This window comes from Beijerinckiaceae bacterium (genome assembly GCA_004564215.1).
Classification (GTDB): Bacteria; Pseudomonadota; Alphaproteobacteria; order Rhizobiales; family Beijerinckiaceae; genus Methylocapsa.
In genome coordinates this window covers 1,625,991-1,646,000 of sequence record CP024846.1, presented here as the reverse complement: position 1 = coordinate 1,646,000, position 20,010 = coordinate 1,625,991, and the positions used below count along the sequence as shown (strand labels likewise).

Annotated in this window: 17 protein-coding genes and 1 pseudogene; 7 read left to right on the top strand and 11 right to left on the bottom strand. The window is 60.2% G+C overall.

The features are described 5' to 3' along the window. Nucleotides 1-51: 51 nt before the first annotated feature. The 3 genes and pseudogenes from CU048_07745 to CU048_07735 form a co-directional block, all read right to left on the bottom strand. The gene (locus CU048_07745; GenBank protein QBR71195.1) at nt 52-915 is read right to left on the bottom strand and encodes a hypothetical protein; all 864 of its coding nucleotides are present in this window, start codon (nt 913-915) and stop codon (nt 52-54) included. Between the two features lie 381 nt (nt 916-1,296). After that, nucleotides 1,297-1,686 carry a hypothetical protein gene (locus CU048_07740; GenBank protein QBR71194.1) on the bottom strand — a complete coding sequence of 130 codons (390 nt, stop codon included), beginning with the start codon at nt 1,684-1,686 and terminating at the stop codon, nt 1,297-1,299. A gap of 169 nt (nt 1,687-1,855) precedes the next feature. Beyond that, nucleotides 1,856-2,062: pseudogene (locus CU048_07735) on the bottom strand (hypothetical protein). Nucleotides 2,063-2,229: 167 nt separating this feature from the next. On the opposite strand from CU048_07735, the gene CU048_07730 reads away from it, so the two are divergent. Further along, entirely contained in the window at nt 2,230-2,889 is a 660-nt protein-coding gene (locus tag CU048_07730) for a methyltransferase type 12 (GenBank protein QBR71193.1), read from the top strand. A 31-nt stretch (nt 2,890-2,920) separates the two neighbouring features. Continuing rightward, the gene (locus CU048_07725) at nt 2,921-3,772 is read left to right on the top strand and encodes a peptidase P60 (GenBank protein ID QBR71192.1); all 852 of its coding nucleotides are present in this window, start codon (nt 2,921-2,923) and stop codon (nt 3,770-3,772) included. Between the two features lie 219 nt (nt 3,773-3,991). Here the strand turns inward: CU048_07725 and CU048_07720 are convergent, their stop codons facing one another. Continuing rightward, nucleotides 3,992-5,047 (bottom strand): hypothetical protein, encoded by a 1,056-nt coding sequence (locus tag CU048_07720; GenBank protein QBR71191.1) that lies wholly within the window; start codon nt 5,045-5,047, stop codon nt 3,992-3,994. Nucleotides 5,048-5,190: 143 nt separating this feature from the next. Here CU048_07720 and CU048_07715 point away from each other — a divergent pair, with 143 nt between their 5' ends. Beyond that, a complete protein-coding gene (locus CU048_07715) occupies nt 5,191-5,715 on the top strand; it encodes a gamma-glutamylcyclotransferase (GenBank protein QBR71190.1) in 525 nt (174 codons plus the stop codon). Nucleotides 5,716-5,855: 140 nt separating this feature from the next. Next, nucleotides 5,856-9,299, top strand: coding sequence for a pyruvate carboxylase (pyc, locus tag CU048_07710; GenBank protein QBR71189.1), 3,444 nt, complete (start codon nt 5,856-5,858; stop codon nt 9,297-9,299). Here the strand turns inward: pyc and CU048_07705 are convergent, their stop codons facing one another. The 6 genes from CU048_07705 to CU048_07680 form a co-directional block, all read right to left on the bottom strand. Next, the gene (locus CU048_07705) at nt 9,300-10,085 is read right to left on the bottom strand and encodes a hypothetical protein (GenBank protein ID QBR71188.1); all 786 of its coding nucleotides are present in this window, start codon (nt 10,083-10,085) and stop codon (nt 9,300-9,302) included. Nucleotides 10,086-10,130: 45 nt separating this feature from the next. Continuing rightward, nucleotides 10,131-10,391, bottom strand: a complete 261-nt coding sequence (locus tag CU048_07700; protein QBR71187.1) for a hypothetical protein — start codon at nt 10,389-10,391, stop codon at nt 10,131-10,133. 122 nt (nt 10,392-10,513) lie between these two features. Further along, nucleotides 10,514-11,782 (bottom strand): polynucleotide adenylyltransferase, encoded by a 1,269-nt coding sequence (locus CU048_07695; GenBank protein ID QBR71186.1) that lies wholly within the window; start codon nt 11,780-11,782, stop codon nt 10,514-10,516. After that, nucleotides 11,779-12,039 carry a hypothetical protein gene (locus tag CU048_07690; protein QBR71185.1) on the bottom strand — a complete coding sequence of 87 codons (261 nt, stop codon included), beginning with the start codon at nt 12,037-12,039 and terminating at the stop codon, nt 11,779-11,781. Before CU048_07690 ends, CU048_07695 begins: the two co-directional genes overlap by 4 nt. After that, complete coding sequence (locus CU048_07685) at nt 12,039-12,689, bottom strand: CoA pyrophosphatase (GenBank protein ID QBR71184.1); 651 nt, start codon at nt 12,687-12,689, stop codon at nt 12,039-12,041. Before CU048_07685 ends, CU048_07690 begins: the two co-directional genes overlap by 1 nt. After that, nucleotides 12,679-13,359 carry a DUF1285 domain-containing protein gene (locus CU048_07680; GenBank protein ID QBR71183.1) on the bottom strand — a complete coding sequence of 227 codons (681 nt, stop codon included), beginning with the start codon at nt 13,357-13,359 and terminating at the stop codon, nt 12,679-12,681. Before CU048_07680 ends, CU048_07685 begins: the two co-directional genes overlap by 11 nt. 200 nt (nt 13,360-13,559) lie before the next feature. Here CU048_07680 and CU048_07675 point away from each other — a divergent pair, with 200 nt between their 5' ends. The 3 genes from CU048_07675 to CU048_07665 are packed head-to-tail and all read left to right on the top strand — an operon-like array spanning nt 13,560 to nt 18,316. After that, nucleotides 13,560-14,561: an AAA family ATPase gene (locus CU048_07675; GenBank protein ID QBR71182.1), complete on the top strand. Its 1,002-nt coding sequence runs from the start codon at nt 13,560-13,562 to the stop codon at nt 14,559-14,561. Nucleotides 14,562-14,564: 3 nt separating this feature from the next. Further along, on the top strand, nt 14,565-15,509 hold the full coding sequence (locus tag CU048_07670; protein QBR71181.1) for a DUF58 domain-containing protein: 945 nt from the start codon (nt 14,565-14,567) through the stop codon (nt 15,507-15,509). Continuing rightward, entirely contained in the window at nt 15,509-18,316 is a 2,808-nt protein-coding gene (locus CU048_07665; GenBank protein QBR71180.1) for a LytTR family transcriptional regulator, read from the top strand. The genes CU048_07670 and CU048_07665 overlap by 1 nt, the downstream gene beginning before the upstream one ends. 52 nt (nt 18,317-18,368) lie before the next feature. Here CU048_07665 and CU048_07660 read toward each other — a convergent pair whose 3' ends face one another. Further along, entirely contained in the window at nt 18,369-19,940 is a 1,572-nt protein-coding gene (locus tag CU048_07660; GenBank protein ID QBR71179.1) for a copper oxidase, read from the bottom strand. Nucleotides 19,941-20,010 lie beyond the last annotated feature (70 nt).

The window sequence follows — 20,010 nt, the reverse complement described above, 5'->3', positions numbered from 1 at the left end:
CTGGGGTCGCGGTATCCTCGCTTTCGCCCCTCCGTACGGAATATAGACGTTTTAATCTGTGTGCTTCCGCTTCGATTGCCTGAGAACCGAAGCATCACCGAACAGACGCACATCGTGGTGCATAGCCGCAAACGTGCCTGACGCACGGAATCGATCGATATCGCCCATAGAGGTCGCGTCGATTTTATCGAATTGCCGTTCCGACATGCCGGCCTGAATGTTTCCATAATTTCGCGCTCGATCCTTAATGTATTCGAAGAGTTCTGTAGGAAGCAGATATTTTCCGGGACCAAGAACCCCATATTTTACATGGACCTTTGACCCCTCCCACTTCATTGTCGTAGGTTGGATTATTCCGAACAAGCCGAATGGACCGATCTTTGAGTAAGTAAATACGACGCTGCTACTGTGCGCCAGGTCGAGCTCAACAGCGCGCAACATATAGCGGTTGATATTCTGCGGCATTTCCCCAAATGTGTGGGAGTCTATCGCACCCAGAGGGATCAAGTGCTGCTCGAAGGGGCCTGGGTGCGGCACTCTGCCGAGCATGAAGTCCGTCCAACGTTTCAGCGCGGTCTCGCTCAACATCTTTTGCGGATCGCTCAAATGGGCGAGGCCGTTGAAATCCCTTATGTGTCGAAGCACACGCCAGGAAAGCGAAACGCAGAACTTTAAAAGCCAGTCGCCATATTTGATCGACTGGCCCGACTGCTCGTACCAAGGATGGAACACTCGCTCGGAGAACGGCTTCTCCCAGACATTTAAGCGTTGCTCGCATTCTTCGCAGAGTAACGGAACCTTCAGTCCATCTTGAACCCGCTTGTTCGGGGTCTCGGCAGATCTGATATGGCCCGTTGCAGAAGTATCCCGCAGCCATCGGAACACGAACGCTGGAATTATGTGGCTTTCCTTCAAGGGAGCCTTGTTTAAACATAGAGCGCAGATAGTAAAATCTGGCATGTGGCTCGTTGCCTCTCCTGTTCATCCGCCCAGTTTAGACAAATTTGAGTACCAAGCCACGCAAGCTATGTCGCGGGACGGGCCCCGATCCTGAGACGAGAGCCTATTCGCCGCGATTCCGAAATTTTCGCGATCAATTTTATGCCTATCAAATTCTGCTCGTCTTGAAGGTCGAGGAAGGGTCGCGAGTCGAACGGAACCTCATCCGCGCTTCGAAAACGATGCCTTGAGTTAAGGCTCTTTTAAGAGGGTTGCCGAGCGCGCGCGAAGTTGGAAGATGATGCAACGCCGGGCTGAAGAGCGGCCACGAAAGGGCCGCCCTCCATCGCCCTCTCGTCAGTTGAGGATCTGGGTAACCTTGTGCGTGTTTGCCTCGACGAGGACCGTATGCTCGTTCACGACGCTGTAGCGGTACTCACTCTTGATGCCCAGGCTTGCCGGAAGCGGATAGAGCTCGATGCTGCCGGGCAAGACCGTGCCGACGGCCAATTTCTCCGTTATGCTGACGGACGGTCTTTTCTCTTTCGCGACATATTCATGGACCTTCGCGGTCTGGTCGGTTGAAAGCAAGCTTCCGCCGGTGCTCTCTGACGTTCCAGCGACCCGCGTTGCCTTGCTTGTTGCCACGCCCGCGCCAACAGGGGCGCTTGTTGGCTGCGCTTGCGCCGCGAGCGGCAGCGCGAGAAGGGCAAGGATCGCGCCGAAAGAGACAATGCGTTTGGTCATGATTGTTTCTCCTCATGGCAAGCTTCCCTGCCTGCCGAAGAGGAGTAAAATCCTTTTCGACTGAAGCCCGGATGAAGCTTGCGTTCATGTCCGGTTCAAGGTCGGGGACGCGCGAGGATCACGAAGGCTGGGGCAGGGGGCGGTTTGCGCGCCCCGCGAAAAGCAAGTCTCAGCGCTGCAATTTATCGAGGGTGATCGGCAAATCGCGCACCCGCTTTCCGGTCGCATGATAGACCGCGTTGGCGATCGCCGCCACCACGCCGACGATGCCGATCTCGCCAACGCCCTTGATGCCCAGCGGATTGATGAGATCGTCCGGCTCATCGACGAAGATCACGTCTATGTCATGCACATCGGCGTTCACCGGCACATGATACGGGGCTTCGCAAAGATCGCGTCAGCGTCGCAACGGCGAGCGACCCTCCCCGGTTCCATTTGAAACACCCCCGCTTAGCTGCAATCCGTCTCCACGCGGTCAAAATCGAAGCCGCAGAATAATTGTGGTAGACCGGATCCACGGTCGGCACAGCAAAGGTAAGAGCCATGGGCGTGAGCGCGGAACAAGTCGAAGCAGGGCAGGCTGTCTACACAAAGCGCATGCTCAATGCCTATGATTTTCTCGTGCTCGGACTCTCCAATAGTCTGATTTGGAAGTGCCCGACCCAACGCCTCCTGGAGCATTACAACGAGCGCGTCTCGGCAAATCATTTGGATGTCGGGGTAGGGACGGGGTATTTTCTCGACCGCTGCCGATTTCCGTCGCCGACGCCACGTGTCGCTCTGATGGACCTCAATCGGAACGCGCTCGATTATGCTTCTCGGCGAATTGCCCGTTACAGGCCGGAAGCCTATGTCCGAAATGTTCTGGAACCGATTTTGATGGATGCGCCGAAATTCGATTCGGTCGGCATCAACTATCTGCTGCATTGCATTCCCGGCTCAATCGACTCGAAGTCGGTGGCCTTCGATCACCTGAAGAGCTTGATGAAACCGGGTGCTGTCTTGTTCGGTTCGACCTTGCTCCAGGGCGGCGTCGCGCGGAGCTGGCCTGCCAAGCGCCTGATGGACTTCTACAACCGAAAGGGAATATTCTCGAACGTGCAGGATGACGCAGATGGTTTGAAGCGCGCGCTTGGCCAGCGGTTTGGATCGGTCGCGGTCGAAATCAGGGGCTGCGCGGCGATCTTCTCCGGACGCGCGTAAGATCGAACCACCACCCGGATCTTTGTCTTACATGAATTCATTCGACCGACGCTTGACACCCGCCCGCCCCGATCTCGCGGCCGCGCATTTGTGTGGCCAGGTCGAGGCCGCCGCCTATGTGCAGGGACGCGTAATGCATGTTGGTGCGGGCATCGCCGATCTGCATCATGCGCCGGCTTCCGACGCGCCGCTCGTGACCCAGGCGCTGTTTGGCGAAGCGGTGACGCTCTATGAGGATCACGAAGGCTGGGGCTGGGTGCAGCTCGCAGGCGACAGCTACGTCGGCTATATCGCCATGAATGCGCTAACTGAGGCAGCTACAAATCCCACCCATCGGGTGCAAGTCAATCGCAGCTTTGTCTATCCCGGCCCGAACATGAAACTCCCCGCGCGCGAGGCCTTGCCACTTGGCGCATTTGTCAGCGTGCGGTCGGTTCAGGGAGGATTCGCGCAGATCGATGAGGCGGGTTTCGTCTTCGCGGATCATCTTTGCGCAGGTGACGAGAAAGAGCGGGACTTCGTCGCCGTGGCCGAACGGCTCTTGCATGTGCCCTATCTTTGGGGCGGCAAGACGAGCCTCGGGATCGATTGCTCCGGGCTGGTACAGGTTTCGCTCGCCGCCGCGGGGATTGCAGCGCCCCGCGATACGGATTTGCAGGAAAAGGCGCTTGGCTCGCCGCTCGCCTTTGACGCGGAGCTTGCGGGCTTGCAGCGTGGCGATCTCGTTTTCTGGCGCGGTCATGTTGGGATCATGCGGGATGAAAACACGCTGCTTCACGCCAACGCGCATCACATGCTGGTCGCAAGTGAATCCTTGCGCGGGGTGCGCGATAGAGTTTTTGAGAAATCGTCTCAGCCGATCAGTTCAATTAGGCGGCTTTAGCCCCGGCTGGGGCGCGTCTCAAACCGAACTTAGAGCCTGTTCCGAAAAAGTTGACCGACTTTTTCGATCAGAACATGCTCCAACTCGTTGAACTTGAGCGATTCCTTTTCGATCAGATGATTCCATCTGATCGGGAAGCGCTCTACGTCCGGGATATGAACGCGATCGCTTTAGCGATCTGTCTCTATCCCGGACGCAAACCTCGGCTTCTTCGTCGGCTCAATAGAGCGGCGGAATCTCTATGGAGGTGTGGACGGGGCCGATGGACACCCGGCCGTCGGAGATGGTCAACGGGAACTTCACCCGGCCGGCCGTGGCACCTTGGCTGCCGCCGAGAATTCCCGACAGAACCTGGCCGGCGGTGAGCAATGCGGGGTCCACGTTCAGATGATGCAAGGCCTTGTCGAAACCGCCGAATTCCGTTTCGAGTTTGCCCTCGACACGATGCTCGGTGTCGAGATCGAGTTGGCCGGTGGCATCGAATGCGATCGTGCCGCTTCTTAGCCGCGCGGTCGTAATGTCGACGCGGCCGTTGGCGGCACGCCATTTCTCCAAAAATTCGGTGACGGTGTGGACGTTGGTTGTATCGGCTTGCGAAATCACGCCGCCGATTGACGCAGAAACCGGAAGTTGTGTGTCTAGAAAACTGTTCAGAGCGGGAAAAGACCCGTCGTTGAATCCGAACATGAAATCATAAGCGTAATCATGCCGGTTGGATGCCAACACCACGTAGCTGTGAAAATCCGCGACCTTTCCCTGGATCACATCCGTACCGCCGACCCTTCCTTGCAGCACGATCCCATCGCCGATGAGAGCAATACGCTCGAATGTCTCGGGCTGGCCTTCGAGATCGAGAGCGAGGTAGGTCCATTGCGCCGTGAGATCCATTGTACCGTCGCTGCTTTTGGCGGCGAAGGGCGGATCCATTTCCGCGAACAGGCCATCGGTGCGCAGGAGAGGCGCGCTAGCGCGAAATCCATGTACGGTCCCGGTGACCTTTTTGCCCAAGACCTCGCCCTGGAACAACAAGTCGGTGCAGGAAACGGTCACGGTGAATGGATAGCCCCCGGTTTTTTGATTGGGACAGGTCCACATGCGGCCGCGTTGCGTTTCATCTGCCATCCATGAGGTCAGGATTGAAACGCTCTGCCTTGACATGATCAACCAGAGAATCGACCATCCAATCACCACTGCCAAGACAATGGCGCTAACCATAAAGACCGAAGAATTTTTCCAGTCGAAACGCGGTTTCGCCACGGGGCCTTTGGACTGCATATGTATCCTCCCAAAATGCGTATGATATGTTCTTATGCCACTCGGTCCAGCCAGCAAAGGCGGGCGGCGGCCGAGAGAGTGTTTAGTTTTCGCAGGGCGCGTCTTTGCTTATACCGCGCCCGAAAAAGGAGCAAAATTCTTCGATGGCCTTGGCTCGGGACCTTTGGGTGTTCGGTTACGGTTCCTTGATGTGGCGGCCGGGCTTCGACTTCGCCGGGCGTCATGAAGCTCATGTGCGGGGCTATCACCGCGCCCTTTGCGTCTATTCCCACGTCCATCGCGGCACCAAGGAGCGGCCGGGACTGGTGCTCGGCCTCGATCGGGGCGGCTCCTGCAAGGGCGTTGCGTTTCATGTCGAGGCCGATGCCGCTGCTGCCACGCTCGCCTATTTGCGCGCACGCGAACAGGTGACGAGCGTCTACCACGAGGTGTTTCTGCGCGCCAGCCTTTCCGACGGGCGTAAGGTGACCGCCGTTTGCTATGTCGTCGACCGAAATCACCCGCAATATGCGGGGAGGCTGGCCCAGGCCGAACTCGTCCGGCTCGTGGCACAGGGGACCGGCATTTCGGGAACCAACCCCGAATATGTGAAAAATACGTATCGGCACCTCGCCGAGCTCGCAATCTGCGACAAAACACTGGAGTGGCTGGCGGCCCGCTTCGCCTAGTCTTTTGACGCTTAAGCGCGGTCGGCAAACGAAATGCGAAAAGTTGACATGCCCCTCCGCCCCTATCAGGGTTGACGGTCCCCGGTGGTGCGTGATTTGCAGGGGTCCAATATGCGTCCATTCGACCCCAGCGAGTCCAAATGACCCGAATTCGTCGCCTACTGGTCGCCAACCGCTCCGAAATTACGATCCGGGTCTTTCGCGCCGCTACAGAACTCGGCATTCGCACGATTGCCATCTATGCCGAAGAGGATAAGCTTTCGCTGCATCGTTTCAAGGCGGACGAGGCCTATCAGGTCGGCATCGGAAAAGGGCCTCTCGAAGCCTATCTGTCGATCGAGGACGTGATCCGGGTCGCCCGGGAGGCCAAAGTCGACGCCATCCATCCGGGCTATGGCTTTCTTTCCGAAAGCCCGGAATTCGCGGAAGCTTGCGCCGCCGAAGGCATTATCTTTATCGGCCCGCGGCCGCAGACGATGCGCGAGCTCGGTAACAAAGTGGCGGCGCGCACCCTCGCTGTTTCGTGCGGGGTGCCGGTGATGCCGGCTTCGCCGGCCCTGCCGGACGATCCGGCCGAAGTGAAGCGTCTGGCCCGCGAAATCGGCTACCCCATCATGCTCAAAGCCTCCTGGGGCGGCGGCGGGCGCGGCATGCGGCCGATCGAGAGCGAGGACAAGCTTCTTGACGCCGTGTTGAGTGCGAAGCGGGAAGCGAAGAACGCCTTCGGCAAGGACGAAGTCTACTTTGAAAAATTGGTGCGTAGCGCGCGCCACGTCGAAGTACAAATCCTTGGCGACAATCACGGCAATCTCGTGCACCTCTTCGAGCGCGATTGCTCGATCCAGCGCCGCAACCAAAAGGTGGTAGAGCGGGCGCCGGCCCCCTATCTCGACGAGGCGACTCGCCGCGAACTTTGCGAAGCGGCGCTAAAACTTGGGCGAGCGACCCATTACACCGGCGCCGGTACCGTCGAGTTTTTGATGGATGCCGATACCGGCGGATTCTATTTCATCGAGGTCAATCCGCGCATTCAAGTCGAGCATACGGTGACCGAAGTGGTCACCGGGCTCGACATTGTAAAGGCGCAAATCCGCATCGCCGAAGGCAAGCACATCGGCAAGTTCGAAGAAACCGGCATACCGCAGCAAAAAGACATCAAGCTGTTGGGGCATGCCTTGCAATGCCGCATTACCACCGAGAATCCTGAAAACAACTTCATTCCCGATTATGGCCGCATCACCGCCTATCGCGGCGCGATGGGTTTCGGCATCCGGATCGACGGCGGCACGGCCTATTCCGGCGCCGTGGTCACCCGCTTCTACGATCCGCTGCTTGAAAAAATTACCGCCTGGGCGGCCACGCCCGAGGAAGCGATCCGCAGGATGGATCGCGCTCTGCTCGAATATCGTATTCGCGGGGTCGCGACCAACCTCGCCTTCCTTCACAACATCATCACCCATCCACGGTTTCTCGCCAATGATTATACGACAAGATTCATCGACGAGACCCCTTCGCTGTTCGATTTCAAGAAGCGAAAGGATCGCGCGACGAAGCTTTTGACCTGGATCGGCGACGTTACGGTCAACGGCCATCCGGAGACCCGCGGCCGGGCAAAACCTCCGGCCACGGCGCGCCCGCCTGTGGTGCCTCACTTCCCGGCCGGAACGAATCAAGACGGCACGCGGCAATTGTTTCAGAAGCTCGGCGCGAAAAAATTTGCCGAGTGGATGCGCGGCGAACAACGTGTCCTGGTGACGGACACGACAATGCGGGACGCGCATCAGTCTTTGCTTGCCACCCGCATGCGCACCAAAGACATCGCCGCGGTGGCCGAGGCCTATGCGAAAGGTCTGCCGCAGCTGCTCTCTCTTGAATGTTGGGGCGGCGCCACCTTCGACGTTTCCATGCGGTTTCTGGCCGAAGATCCATGGGAGCGTCTGGCTCTTGTCCGCGACCGCGCGCCAAACCTTTTGACCCAAATGCTTTTGCGCGGTGCCAATGGGGTCGGCTACACCAATTATCCGGACAATGTGGTGAAATACTTCGTGCAGCGTGCCGCCGCCGGCATCGATCTCTTTCGCATTTTCGATTGCCTGAACTGGGTCGACAACATGCGTTTCGCGATCGATGCGGTTTGCGGGACCGGCAAGCTTGCCGAAGGTGCGATCTGCTATACCGGCGATATTTTGGACCCGGATCGGGCCAAATATTCGCTTAACTATTATGTTGGCGTGGCGAAGGAGCTTGAACGGGCAGGGTGCCATATTCTCGCGATCAAGGATATGGCCGGATTGCTGAGGCCCGCCGGCGCGCGGGTTCTTGTGAAGGCGTTGCGAGAGGCCTGCGGCCTGCCGCTGCATCTTCACACTCACGATACTTCGGGGATCTCGGCGGCGACCGTGCTTGCGGCTGTCGATGCCGGTGTCGATGCCATCGACGCGGCGATCGATTCCATGTCGGGTACGACATCGCAACCTTGTCTCGGTTCAATTGCCGAAGCCCTGCGCCACACGAGCCGCGAAACCGGACTGGATCCCGCGGCGATCCGCCAGATCGGTTTCTACTGGGAGGCGGTACGGGTCCAATATACGGCCTTCGAGAGCGATCTCAGATCCGGCACCTGCGAGGTTTACCTTCATGAAATGCCGGGCGGCCAGTTTACCAATCTGAAGGAGCAGGCGCGCGCCCTCGGCCTCGATCGCCGTTGGCATGACGTCGCCAAGGCCTATCGCGCCGCCAATGATCTTTTCGGCGATATCATCAAAGTCACGCCGTCCTCCAAGGTCGTCGGTGATATGGCCTTGATGATGGTGAGCCAGGATCTGACTCCCGAGGACGTGCTCGATCCGCAGCGTGACATCGCCTTTCCGGCCTCGGTCGTCGAGATGCTTAAGGGGGATCTCGGTCAACCACCGGGCGGTTGGCCTCCGGCCTTGCAGGCAAAGGCACTCAATGGCGAAAAGCCGATAACGGTGCGACCCGGTTCGCTTCTTCCTACAGCCGATCTGAGCGCCGCTCGCGCCGAGGCGGAAAAAGCCTGCGGCCGGCAAATCAGCGATGACGACCTTGCCTCTTATCTCATGTATCCGAAGGTTTTCGTCGAATTTGCAGCAACGATACGACGCTACGGGCCGGTCTCCACCCTGCCAACGCCAGTGTTCTTTTACGGCATGCAACTCGGCGATGAGATTGCGATCGAGATCGAGCCCGGCAAGACCTTGGTCTTGCTTCTGTTGACTGTCAGCGAGACGGACGACGAGGGACAGGTCAAGGTTTTCTTCGAACTCAACGGTCAGCCGCGGGTCATCAAGGTTCAGAACCGCGCGGCGGCGGTAAAAGTCGTCGCGCGCCGTAAGGCCGAAGACGGCAATGAGTCCCATATCGCCGCGCCGATGCCGGGCTCGGTTTCGACCATCGCGGTGCGCGTCGGCCAGGACGTGAAGGCCGGCGACATCGTTGCGACTTTGGAGGCGATGAAGATGGAAACCGCGCTCCATGCGCAGCGTGATGGCAAGATCGTGGAAATTCTGGTGGGACCCGGTCAGCAGATCGATGCGAGGGATTTGTTGATGAGGTTGGAGTAATCAAACCAAGCCGGTAGCCAGCAAAAACCCAACCATCACCATGCTGATCGCGACAATACGCTGGACGCTTCGCAACGTCACTTTCGTGACGAGGCGCGCGCCTATATAGGCTCCAAGAAAAGCCGCAACAGTTGCAGCAGTGACGACGCCAATGACATCCGGCTGGAGAGTTCCCAGTTTGTCGCGATAGAAGGAAAAACCGTAGATGGCTAGGCGGACGGTGTCGACGATAACGGTCGACACCACGCTGGTCCCAATGAAGGCGTCGCGATCCAATCCGGCCTTGATCAGGAATGCCGCGCGCAGCGCGCCCTGATTGCCGGAAAGGCCGCCAAAAAACCCCGAGAGCAAACCGCCAAAAACAATATAGCGAGGCGGAAATTTCAGATCGGCAAATCGGGGACTAAATTCGAGCAAGGCGAATGCGATAATGAGGAGCCCGATCACCACATTGATGGGCAAAACTTCATGCGTGCGTCCGGCAAAATCATAGGTCCCGATCACCGGCAGACCAACGAGACCATTCAGCAGAGACGCTCCTATGAGTGCCGCGATTGCGGCTGGGAGGCTGAAACGCAGCACGACACCCCAGTCGGCCTTCCGCCCAACAAGCGCAACTTTGAACAGATTATTGGCGAGGTGGACAATCGCGGTCGCCGCGATTGCGACGGGCAAAGGAAAGAAAAGCGCAAAGGCTGGCATCAAGACCGTGCCGAGGCCGAATCCAGAAAACAGAGTCACGCCGGATACCAGCAAGGCGACGATGCAAATAATTAGGTAGTCCATGTTGCCTCAAAGAGATCCGAGGGAGGAGAATTGCACCGCTGGCAGTTAATCCGCGCTGGGCAGACGCCGGATGGTGAACTCGATGCGGTCGCCGGAAAGCTCGCGCCAGGACTCGATTTCGGTCATATAGGCGGCCTTCGGAAACTTGAGAAAATAGTCACGCGCTTTATCGCGCGCCTCGGTACGGGGCAGGGTATAGGTCTCCCGCCGCCACGTACCCTTTTGGGCCGAATTATCCGCGCGGGCGCGTACCCGCTTTCCAAGCCGGCGCGCGACGTCGGATGGTTTTTTGTATTCCGCGCTCATCGACCGGTTCCTGCGCCTCCCGCCTATCGTAGTGGGAATAATCGAACGTCCCAAATCTTGACCGCAGGCGGCCCGCGACTTTGGTTGCACGCCTAGGGCTAAGTCCGCCCGCCGTCCCTTGCTTATGTCGTTGCACGCAGCGTTTCGTCCAGCAGTTTGGCGAGACGAGCCGGTTCTTCCGGAAAGCCCTCCGCTATCCAGCGGGCTCGCAGATCTTTCAAGGCCTCGCCAATGGCGCGGCCCTCGGGGACACCCCGGGCGAGCAAGTCGGCGCCCGAAAACGGCAACTCTGGTACCGGCGTAGTTTGCAGAAATTGTCGCGCCGACTGCCATTCGCCCTCATGGCCGGGACCGGCATCGGCTTGGCTGAGCGTGATCGCGTCAAGCGCGGCTTGGCGGCCGTGCAGGAACAGCAAGACCCGTAATTTATCCGGCCCTGGCGGCGCCTCGATCCCGTGCAATCCCATGAGGACCGTGGCGGCGCGTTCGAGACGCACGTGCTCGGCGTTCGAAAGACGCAGGCGTTCGCGCAGGCGCTCGGCATCTTCCGAAAGATGCAGGCAAAGAGCGGCGACTCGAAGGAGCGGGTCTTGTGGCGCACCGGCGGCGATCGCCACGACGCGGTGAAAACGTGCGGGATTGGGCGCCGAAGCCAGCAAGGGACCAAGCAGCCCATCAGCGCACATTTCCGTGACGATTTCGGGTGCCCGTTGGGCGCAGAAGAGTTTTAAAAGCTCCGCGCGTACTCTTTCGCGGGAGAGGCGATCGAGGCCTTCCCTGAGACGGAGCGCCGCCTGACGTCCCGCAAAGTCGAGGGAGCCTTCGCCGAAATCAGCCGAAAAGCGGTAGAAGCGCAGGATGCGCAGATAGTCCTCGGCAATCCGTTGCGCCGGATCGCCAATAAAGCGGATCTTCTTTGCCGCGATGTCGGCGAGGCCCTGCGTGTAGTCGAACAGCCGTCCGTCACGAGTCATCGAAAGCGCATTCACAGTAAAATCGCGGCGCATCGCATCCGCCTTGAAATCGCGGCCAAAGCGGACGGTCGCGTGGCGGCCATCGGTCGCTATATCTTCGCGGAGACTCGTCACCTCATATGTTGTGTCCCCGGCGAGCAGCGTCACCGTGCCATGCGCGAGACCGGTCGGAATAGCGCGCAGACCGGCGGCTTTGGTCTGCGCGATGATGGCTTCGGGACCAAGGGTGGTTGCGAGATCGATTTCGTGAACTGGCCTGCCAAAGAGTGCGTTGCGCAGCGCGCCGCCGACAATTCTGGTCTCCTCGCCTTTGCGGTGGAGCGCGGCAAGGACGCGAAGCAGATTTTCATCATTGAAGAGCACAGCAAGAGCGTCCGGCGCCTTCGAGCCCTCGCTTTGTGCGCCGGCCTCCTTCATTGAAGCCGTCCGGGTACGAGCTTTCCGTCTTCGATATGGGCCGGTAAATAAGCGCCGCCATGGCGTGGCGCGAAAAAGCCGAAGACGAGCATGCCGGCGACGGCGACCGCAAGTCCTGCCAAGGTCAGCGTCGAGACGGCGCTTCTGTTCCAATGTTCAAGTGCAAAAGGGTAATTTCGGCGTATGACCAGATAGATGACATAGACTGCGAAGGGCGAGCCGAAAAAGAGCAGAGGTTCAAGGAGCGCGCGCCACATCAGGAATAAAGCCTTTCGTAAAGATTGCGCAAAATGCCTGCCGTCGCGCCCCAAATGTTGCGCGCGCCATAGGGCATTGCATGAAAACGGCGCAGCTTGCCTTCGAATTCGCGGAGGTGTTCCGTGTGATTGGCTGCGTCCATAAGAAACGCGAACGGCACCTCGAAGGCTTCGTCGACTTCGTCCGGATTGATCTTAAGAAGGAGGGGAGGGGTAATCCTAGCGACCACAGGAATGATACAAAAGCCGGTGCCTGTCGAAAAGGGATCGAGATAGCCGATCGGCTCGACGTGGCGAGCCTCGAGGCCGATTTCCTCCTGCGCTTCGCGCAAGGCGGCGGCGGCGGGGCTTTCATCCTGGGCATCTATCTTGCCGCCCGGAAAGGCGATCTGGCCCGAATGGACGCGCAAGGACTTGGTCCGTTGCGTTAGAATAACCCTGACTTCATCTTGGTAATCGGTGAGACCAATGAGGACTGCGGCCGGGCACGCCGCGACCGCACCGTTGGGATTTGAACCCGCCACGATGATTTGTGAACCGCCTCCATCCTCGGCCAGCGTCAGCCGGGCGCGCAAATGGGCAAAAACTTTGGCGGGCGCAAAGCGCGCATCTGAAAGGGCCGCGTCGTCGCTGGGCTTTCTATGTGGCATCGGCCTGTTTTTCATCGAATACTTCGACCTCCCGGGCATCGGCGATCGCAAAGAAGGTGCCCCCGGAAGCTATACCGAAAAGCCGCTCGCCTTCCTGTTCCCTGATTTCTCCAAGCTTGACGAGATCCAGAAACAAGGCACGGGTGACAAGGGCCCATAGATCGCCGCGAATACGAACATAGGGTTTCAGGCCGCCGGCCGCGGACTTCTCGAATCGAAGCGGATGGCCGGAATCGACTGTGACCCAATCCCCGACATTTGTACGAAAACATAGGCTCTGTTCCGACTCCTCCTGCGCAACGGCCATCTCCACCGCGACAAAGGGCGCATCTTCAACCCTGATTCCGACGCGCTCGACCGGCGTCACCAGAACGTAGCGTTCGGGATCTTTGCGCAAAATCGTCGAAAACAGCCGGACGAGAGCGGGGCGGCCAATGGGCGTGCCGCCATAAAACCAGGTTCCATCGCGGGCGATCCGCATGTCGATCTCGCCGCAAAACGGCGGGTTCCACCGCTCGACCGGCGGCAGAGCTGTAGTCTCGCCCGCCTCCGCGCCTTTTTGACCCGCCACTTCGGAGCGATTTGCGACGCTGGCGAAGGACACCAAAGTGTCGAGCGTCGGCCGAGACTTGGGCTTCGCGCCGGTGTTTGAGAAGGAATCGTCGGCCATATTCTCCGCCCTATTGGCGTGAGACTATCAAAAAACCGTGCAGGTCGATAAAAGCAACTATTCCATCGACAATGCGGTTTTGATCGTCCATGCAGTCGGTTATAAACGACGATCTAATTAGAAATATCTGAATTGGAAGCCATAGCGGCGCGAATGGCAGCGTTAACCGTGAATGCCGCAAGCTGAAAGGCAAATCATTCATGCCGGAAGTGATTACGGCTTCACTCGAAGCCGCCGTTGCGCGTAGCGCCGAGACTGCGCTGGAGCGGATTGCCGCCGCACGCAATGCGATCGAAACCATTATCTTCGGGCAGACTGTCGTTGTCGAGCAGGCCCTGGTCACGATCCTCGCGGGGGGACACGGCCTTCTGGTCGGCGTACCGGGTCTCGCCAAGACGAAACTCGTCGAAACCCTGGGCGTGGTTCTGGGCCTGAATACGCGGCGCGTTCAGTTCACGCCCGATTTGATGCCGGCCGACATTCTCGGCTCCGAAGTTCTGGAGGAGTCGGCGGATCGGCGCCGGAGCTTCCGCTTCGTGCAAGGTCCGATCTTTACCCAGTTGCTGATGGCCGATGAGATCAACCGGGCCAGTCCGCGAACCCAATCGGCGCTGCTGCAGGCGATGCAGGAATATCATGTCTCCGTTGCCGGCGAACGGCACGATCTGCCGCGTCCGTTTCACGTCCTGGCGACCCAGAATCCGTTGGAACAGGAAGGCACCTATCCGCTTCCCGAGGCGCAGCTCGATCGCTTTCTGATGCAGATCGATGTGGCGTATCCCGATCGTGCGGCCGAACGGCGGATCCTCATCGAAACGACCGGCGATACCAACCCGGAAGCAAAATCCGCAATGAGCGCGGAGGATCTGATGGCCATCCAGCGGCTGGTGCGCCGGCTGCCGGTGGGTGAAAGCGTTATCGAAGCTATTCTCGACGTTGTCCGCCAAGCCCGCCCCGGCGAGGGGAGCTCGGATATCACGCAGCATATTGCCTGGGGTCCGGGGCCTCGCGCCGCGCAAGCCTTGATGCTGGCAACACGGGCTCGCGCCCTGCTGGGCGGCCGGGTATCGCCGTCCCTCGACGATGTGGTGGCGCTTGCCGTTCCCGTCTTGAAGCATCGCATGGCGCTCACTTTTGCCGCGCGGGCCGAGGGCCTCGTGGTGAGCGAGCTGGTTACCCGCCTGGTCGGACGGCTTGGCTGACCGATGCCTCAGGTTCGACTCCTCGATAGAAATGAGAGCCGAATTGAGGGGCGCCACCAAAACCATGCGCTCGTATTGGCGCAGCGTTTTCCAGGCCTTTGCGCCGCCGCGCGGGAGTCCGCAGCCACCGTCATGCATGGCGTGCATGGACGGCGGCGCGCCGGCGTCGGCGAGACCTTTTGGCAATTCCGCCCGTTTGTCGCGGGCGAAGCGTCCAGCCGGATCGATTGGCGCCGCTCGGCCAGGGATGAACGCCTCTATGTACGCGAGCGCGAATGGGAAGCCGCGCACACGATTTTCGTCTGGATCGATCGGTCCGCGTCGATGTGGTTTACCTCCGAGCTTGCATTGCAGCCCAAAATCGATCGGGCGCTCGTCCTCGGACTCGCCGTCGCCGATCTTCTGGTGCGCGGCGGTGAACGTGTGGCGCTCGCAGACCTGACGCCTCCCTTGGCGGTCCGGAATATCGTCGAACGTTTCGCCGAGGTCCTGCTCGCGCATGAACTCACGCCCGGTTACAAGCCGGAGGAATTGCCGCCGCAAATAAATTTGCCACGCGGCGCGAAAGCCATACTGATCGGCGATTTTCTTTCCGATCCCATTTCGATTTCGGCCGCGATCGAGTCCATCAGCGCGCGGGGTGCGAGGGGACATCTCGTCATGATCGCCGATCCCGTCGAAGATGCCTTTCCCTTTTCCGGCCACACTGAATTTGTCGATGTCGATTCGCCGGCGAGACTGCGGGTTGGCCAAGCGGAAAGCTTTCGCGCCGAATATGTCCGCCGGCTTGGCGTCCACCGGGACGCAATTGGCACTGCGGCGCGCGGGCGCGGTTGGACGTTTTTGCTTCACCGGACCGACCGTCCGGCGACCGAGGCGTTGCTCGCCTTGCGGATGGAGCTTGATGCTGACCTTGATCGCGGCCTCGATCGCTGGAGCGCCCGGTAATGTTCGGCTTTCCGCTCGCTTTCAGCTTTCCTTTGGTCCTGGGCGCGCTGGCGGTCTTGCCGCTGTTGTATTTTTTGCTACGCATTACGCCGCCGCGCCCGGCGGTTGTCCCGTTCCCACCGCTGCGGCTCATTCTCGGTCTCAGCCCCAAGGACGAGACGGCGGCTCGCACGCCTTGGTGGATCCTGCTGCTGCGCCTCGCGATTGCGGCTTGCCTCGTTTTCGCGATGGCGGGCCCGGTCTTGAACCCGCTTCCGGGAGCCGAAGCTGGCGACGGGCCTTTGCTGATCGTCCTCGATGACGGCTGGCCGGCGGCTCCGAGCTGGGATCGCAGAATTGCCGCCGCGGCACGGCGAATCGAAGCGGCGGCGCGAAAATCGCAACTCGCAATCATCGTTGCGACCTCGGAAGGCGGTCGCGAAATCACCCCCCTGGATGCCGGACAAGCGCTTGATCGCCTGCGCGCACTCAAGCCTGTGCCGTTTGTTCCAGACCGGCTGCCCGTTCTTGCCGCAATTGAAAGATATGCAGGCACACATCGCAAGCCGTCGATCGTTTGGATTGCCGACGCGGTCGAACGCGGCCATGCGCGGGAATTTGCCGAAAAAATTGCCGGAAATCTGGGCGAGCTTACTATTTTGACAGATCGCGAGACCGTGCGAGGACTTGCCGGACCGCAAAATAGGACCGGTAGCCTCGAAGTACGCGTGCTACGAGGGGCGCCGGGCGGGGACGGGCGAGGCATTGTGCGCGCGCTGGATCTGAAGGGGCTTTCCGTCGGCGAGGCGCCCTTCGATTTTGGCGTCGCGAACGAGACGCTGGCGCGTTTTGAGATGCCGGTCGAATTGCGCAATGAGATCGCCCGGCTCGAAATCCTCGGGGAGCATTCGGCCGCCGCCGTTTCGCTTCTCGACGAACGCTGGCGCCGCCGCCGTGTCGGCCTTGTCAGCGGTGAAACCGCGGATCTCGCACAACCTTTGCTCGCGCCAAATTATTATCTCGTCAAGGCGCTTGGTCCCTTTGCCGACATGCGTGAAGCAAAGCCGGGAACGCTCGATCCCATTCGGTCGGTCCTGCAGGATCGGGTAGCGATCCTAATCCTCGCCGATGTTGGCATGGTACCGGGCCAGGCGCATGACGATCTCACCCGCTTCACCGAAGACGGCGGCATATTGGTTCGTTTTGCGGGAACCCGCCTTGCAGCCGCTTCCGATGATTTGGTTCCTGTCCGACTGCGCCGGGGCGGCCGCGTGCTCGGCGGCTCGATGTCTTGGGATACGCCGAAAAAACTGGCGCCTTTCGACAGGCAAAGCCCATTCTACGGCTTGCCGGTTCCAGATGAGGTGACCGTTGCGCGGCAGGTTCTGGCCGAACCGGATCCTGGTCTCTCCTCCAAAACCTGGGCGATGCTTTCGGACGGGACGCCCCTCGTGACTGCGGCGCGACGCGGCAAGGGTCTGAGCATTTTGTTCCATGTGACCGCCGACACGACCTGGTCGAATCTGCCGCTCTCGGGCTTGTTCGTCGATATGCTTCGCAAGATCGTCGACCTGTCGGGGGAGGGCGTAAAGGGCGTCGATGCGGCTTTGGGCGCCGAGGCGAAAGCGCAACAAACCGCCAGCATCGCCCCGAATCGGACCCTCGATGGTTTCGGCGTCCTCGGCGCCCCGCCACCTTCCGCCACCCCCATTCCCGCTGGGTTCGACGACGTTGCCGGGCCCGAGCATCCCCCCGGCTTCTATGGACCAACCGACGCGCTGGTCGCGGTCAATACATTGGGTCCGCGGGAAACCGTCGTGCCGGCGGACTTTTCGGGCTTGGCTTATACCCAAGAATCATTGCGCGAGTCGCAGCCTGTCGATCTCAAGCCCTGGCTGATCGCCGCCGCGCTCATTTTGTTTGTGGCGGATTGTTTGGCCTCTTTGTGGCTCTCGGGGCGTCTGCGTCGGCCTTCGCGCCGGGCCGTTGCGGGTCTTTCGCTCGTTATCTTCGCCGCCCTGGCAGCCCCGGTCCGGCCTGCCGCCGCCGAGCCGGCGCCGCCCGCGCCGTCCGCTGTTTCGCCGCGCGATCTTGGAGCCGCGCTCACGACAAGGCTCGCCTATGTGGCAAGCGGTGACGCGAGGGTCGATGATGTGAGCCGACAGGGGCTCGTGAGCCTTTCGCATGTACTCGCAAGGCGCACATCCCTGACTCCCGGCGATCCGGTGGGACTTGATCCCGCGCGTGACGAATTAAGCTTCTACCCGTTGCTCTATTGGCCGATCGTTGCCACGAACCCGCAGCCCCCGCGGTCGGCGATCGCCAAGGCTGCCGCCTATATGAAACAAGGCGGCACGATCATTTTCGACACCCGCGATGCGCTGACGGCGCGTCCGGGAGGCCCGCCCACGCCGGAGGCCAAATGGCTGCGGCAACTGCTTGAGGGGGTCGATGTGCCCGAACTCGAGCCCATCCCTGCAGATCATGTGGTGACGAAAACATTTTATCTTCTCGATGGATTTGTTGGCCGCTATTCGACCGGAGCGACATGGATCGAAGCCTTGCCTCCGGCCCCTGCCGACGGTGGCGTGCGGCCGGCCCGTGCGGGCGACAGCGTTTCGCCGATCATCATCACATCGAACGATCTCGCGGCCGGCTGGGCGAGCGACCCGGACGGCGAAAGCCTTTTTCCCCTTGTGCCGGGGGGGCGTAGACAGCATGAAATGGCGTTGCGGGGCGGGGTCAATCTCGTGATGTATACCCTCACCGGCAATTATAAATCCGATCAGGTCCATGTGCGCGATCTGTTGGAGCGCCTGGCGCATTAACGCCTCATCCCGCGCTGCGGCAGGTGTTCGCCTTCGGCGAAGTTCCTCAGGATTAGCTGTACACTTTCACCACCTGCATCATGCCCAGCTCCTCATGATTCATCATGTGGCAATGGAGCATGAAACGACCGGTAAAATCGAGAAAACGGGAGCGGAAGGTCAGGCTACCGTTTCGCGGGAGCACCACTGTGTCGAGCCACACCGGCTCTGCCAGCGGCTCGTCGTTTACCTTGATGAGTTGAAACGGATTGGTGTGGATGTGGAAGATGTGATCGTGTTTATGCAGATTGACGATCTTCCATTCCTCCACGGCCCCGAGTCGAACCCGCTGATCGATGCGGTTCATGTCGAAGCTGCGCCCGTCGATCCAGAACTTGAACTCCCGCCAGTGCTCGGTCGCCTCAACCTCCGGCGCCTTCGACGAGAAGGTGAGCTGCCGACGGCCGGTAATCTCCTCGTCGCGGATGGTCGCGAGCGGCGAGGGTGGGAGCTTCCTTGGCAGCTTCATGGAAAGCGGCGCCCCGGCGATCACGACGCGCGCAATCAGCCCGGCGGGGGACGGATAGCCCTGGTCGTAAGGCAGCGCCCGCAGCTCATAGGTGCCTGGCACGCCAGCCTTCACCAAAAGATCGATCCGTTGGCCGGGGGCAATCAGGATCGCCGTTGGATCGTCGTTCGCATGGTCCGCGGTGCGGATCTCGGGTTGGTCGATTCGGGCGAGCGGTATTCCATCGCGCGCGATGGGGTGCAGCCTATGGCCCTGAAGGGCCAGAAAAAGATCGTCCTGATAACCGGCGTGCAGCAGGCGCCAGCGCTGTACCTCGCCCGGCTGCATGGCAATCGTTGGCGCTCGCTGGCCGTTGACGGTGAGGAAACGGGTCGCCGTCTCGGGAAACAGCGTCTCGAAATTCTCCACCATCCCAAACGCATCGAATACGACTTCGCCCAAGACCAAAAGCCGTTCCCGAGCGGCCGCGATTTCCGGAACGTCATCGAAGTCCCCTTCGACGATGACGGCGCCGGCCATGCCGCTCGCCATTTGAACATCGGCGCCGCCATGATGGTGTGGGTGATACCAATATGTGCCCGCCGTGTGATCGGCGGGCAGCGCGATCTCGATCTCGTAGCTCTGTCCGGGCTCCATGGACCGCATCACATTGTCGGCGATGCCGCTCGGGCTGACATGTGCGCCGTGCAGATGAAAGTTCGTGGTGTTGAGATGATGCGGCTGGTCGATATTCGCCGGCATCGGATCGCGGTTCGGCGGAAGATCGTTGATGAGCCGAATGCGCAGGACATCTCCACGGCGCACGCGTAGCGTCGGCCCGGGGATGGTGCCTTCATAGGTCCTCAGATAGAGCCGGTAGCCGCCGCAGTCCTTGTAGGCGTAGTTGACACGCAGTGTCGTCTTAAGTTCTCCGCCGACCGAGCGGCGTAGTTCCGGCTCCACCAGCGGCAAGCCCTCCGTAAACGGTGCCGGTCGCACCCCGATCGTATCTGCGGCCTCATGCTCGGACATATTCATGTCCATGCGACCATCGGGCACCCCGGCATGGGCGGTCTCGAAGGTGTCTTTCAAGAAACCGGGGGCCGCCAGAACGGCCCCGCCGCCTGCACAGGTCATAAGAAAACGCCGTCGCGAGTGACCTTTGCCGTGCGCCGCGGGCGATCGCACGTTTGGCTGGGTCATTCGG

Bases quoted from the DNA above. Each gene is read 5' to 3' on its own strand.
- CU048_07720 (QBR71191.1), bottom strand. From the start codon at position 5,047: ATGCAGTCCAAAGGCCCCGTGGCGAAACCGCGTTTCGACTGGAAAAAT.
- CU048_07675 (QBR71182.1), top strand. From the start codon at position 13,560: ATGCCGGAAGTGATTACGGCTTCACTCGAAGCCGCCGTTGCGCGTAGC.
- pyc (QBR71189.1), top strand. From the start codon at position 5,856: ATGACCCGAATTCGTCGCCTACTGGTCGCCAACCGCTCCGAAATTACG.
- CU048_07705 (QBR71188.1), bottom strand. From the start codon at position 10,085: ATGGACTACCTAATTATTTGCATCGTCGCCTTGCTGGTATCCGGCGTG.
- CU048_07660 (QBR71179.1), bottom strand. From the start codon at position 19,940: ATGACCTGTGCAGGCGGCGGGGCCGTTCTGGCGGCCCCCGGTTTCTTG.
- CU048_07695 (QBR71186.1), bottom strand. From the start codon at position 11,782: ATGAAGGAGGCCGGCGCACAAAGCGAGGGCTCGAAGGCGCCGGACGCT.
- CU048_07725 (QBR71192.1), top strand. From the start codon at position 2,921: ATGAATTCATTCGACCGACGCTTGACACCCGCCCGCCCCGATCTCGCG.
- CU048_07680 (QBR71183.1), bottom strand. From the start codon at position 13,359: ATGGCCGACGATTCCTTCTCAAACACCGGCGCGAAGCCCAAGTCTCGG.
- CU048_07740 (QBR71194.1), bottom strand. From the start codon at position 1,686: ATGACCAAACGCATTGTCTCTTTCGGCGCGATCCTTGCCCTTCTCGCG.
- CU048_07690 (QBR71185.1), bottom strand. From the start codon at position 12,039: ATGTGGCGCGCGCTCCTTGAACCTCTGCTCTTTTTCGGCTCGCCCTTC.
- CU048_07670 (QBR71181.1), top strand. From the start codon at position 14,565: ATGCCTCAGGTTCGACTCCTCGATAGAAATGAGAGCCGAATTGAGGGG.
- CU048_07700 (QBR71187.1), bottom strand. From the start codon at position 10,391: ATGAGCGCGGAATACAAAAAACCATCCGACGTCGCGCGCCGGCTTGGA.
- CU048_07715 (QBR71190.1), top strand. From the start codon at position 5,191: ATGGCCTTGGCTCGGGACCTTTGGGTGTTCGGTTACGGTTCCTTGATG.
- CU048_07685 (QBR71184.1), bottom strand. From the start codon at position 12,689: ATGCCACATAGAAAGCCCAGCGACGACGCGGCCCTTTCAGATGCGCGC.
- CU048_07730 (QBR71193.1), top strand. From the start codon at position 2,230: ATGGGCGTGAGCGCGGAACAAGTCGAAGCAGGGCAGGCTGTCTACACA.
- CU048_07665 (QBR71180.1), top strand. From the start codon at position 15,509: ATGTTCGGCTTTCCGCTCGCTTTCAGCTTTCCTTTGGTCCTGGGCGCG.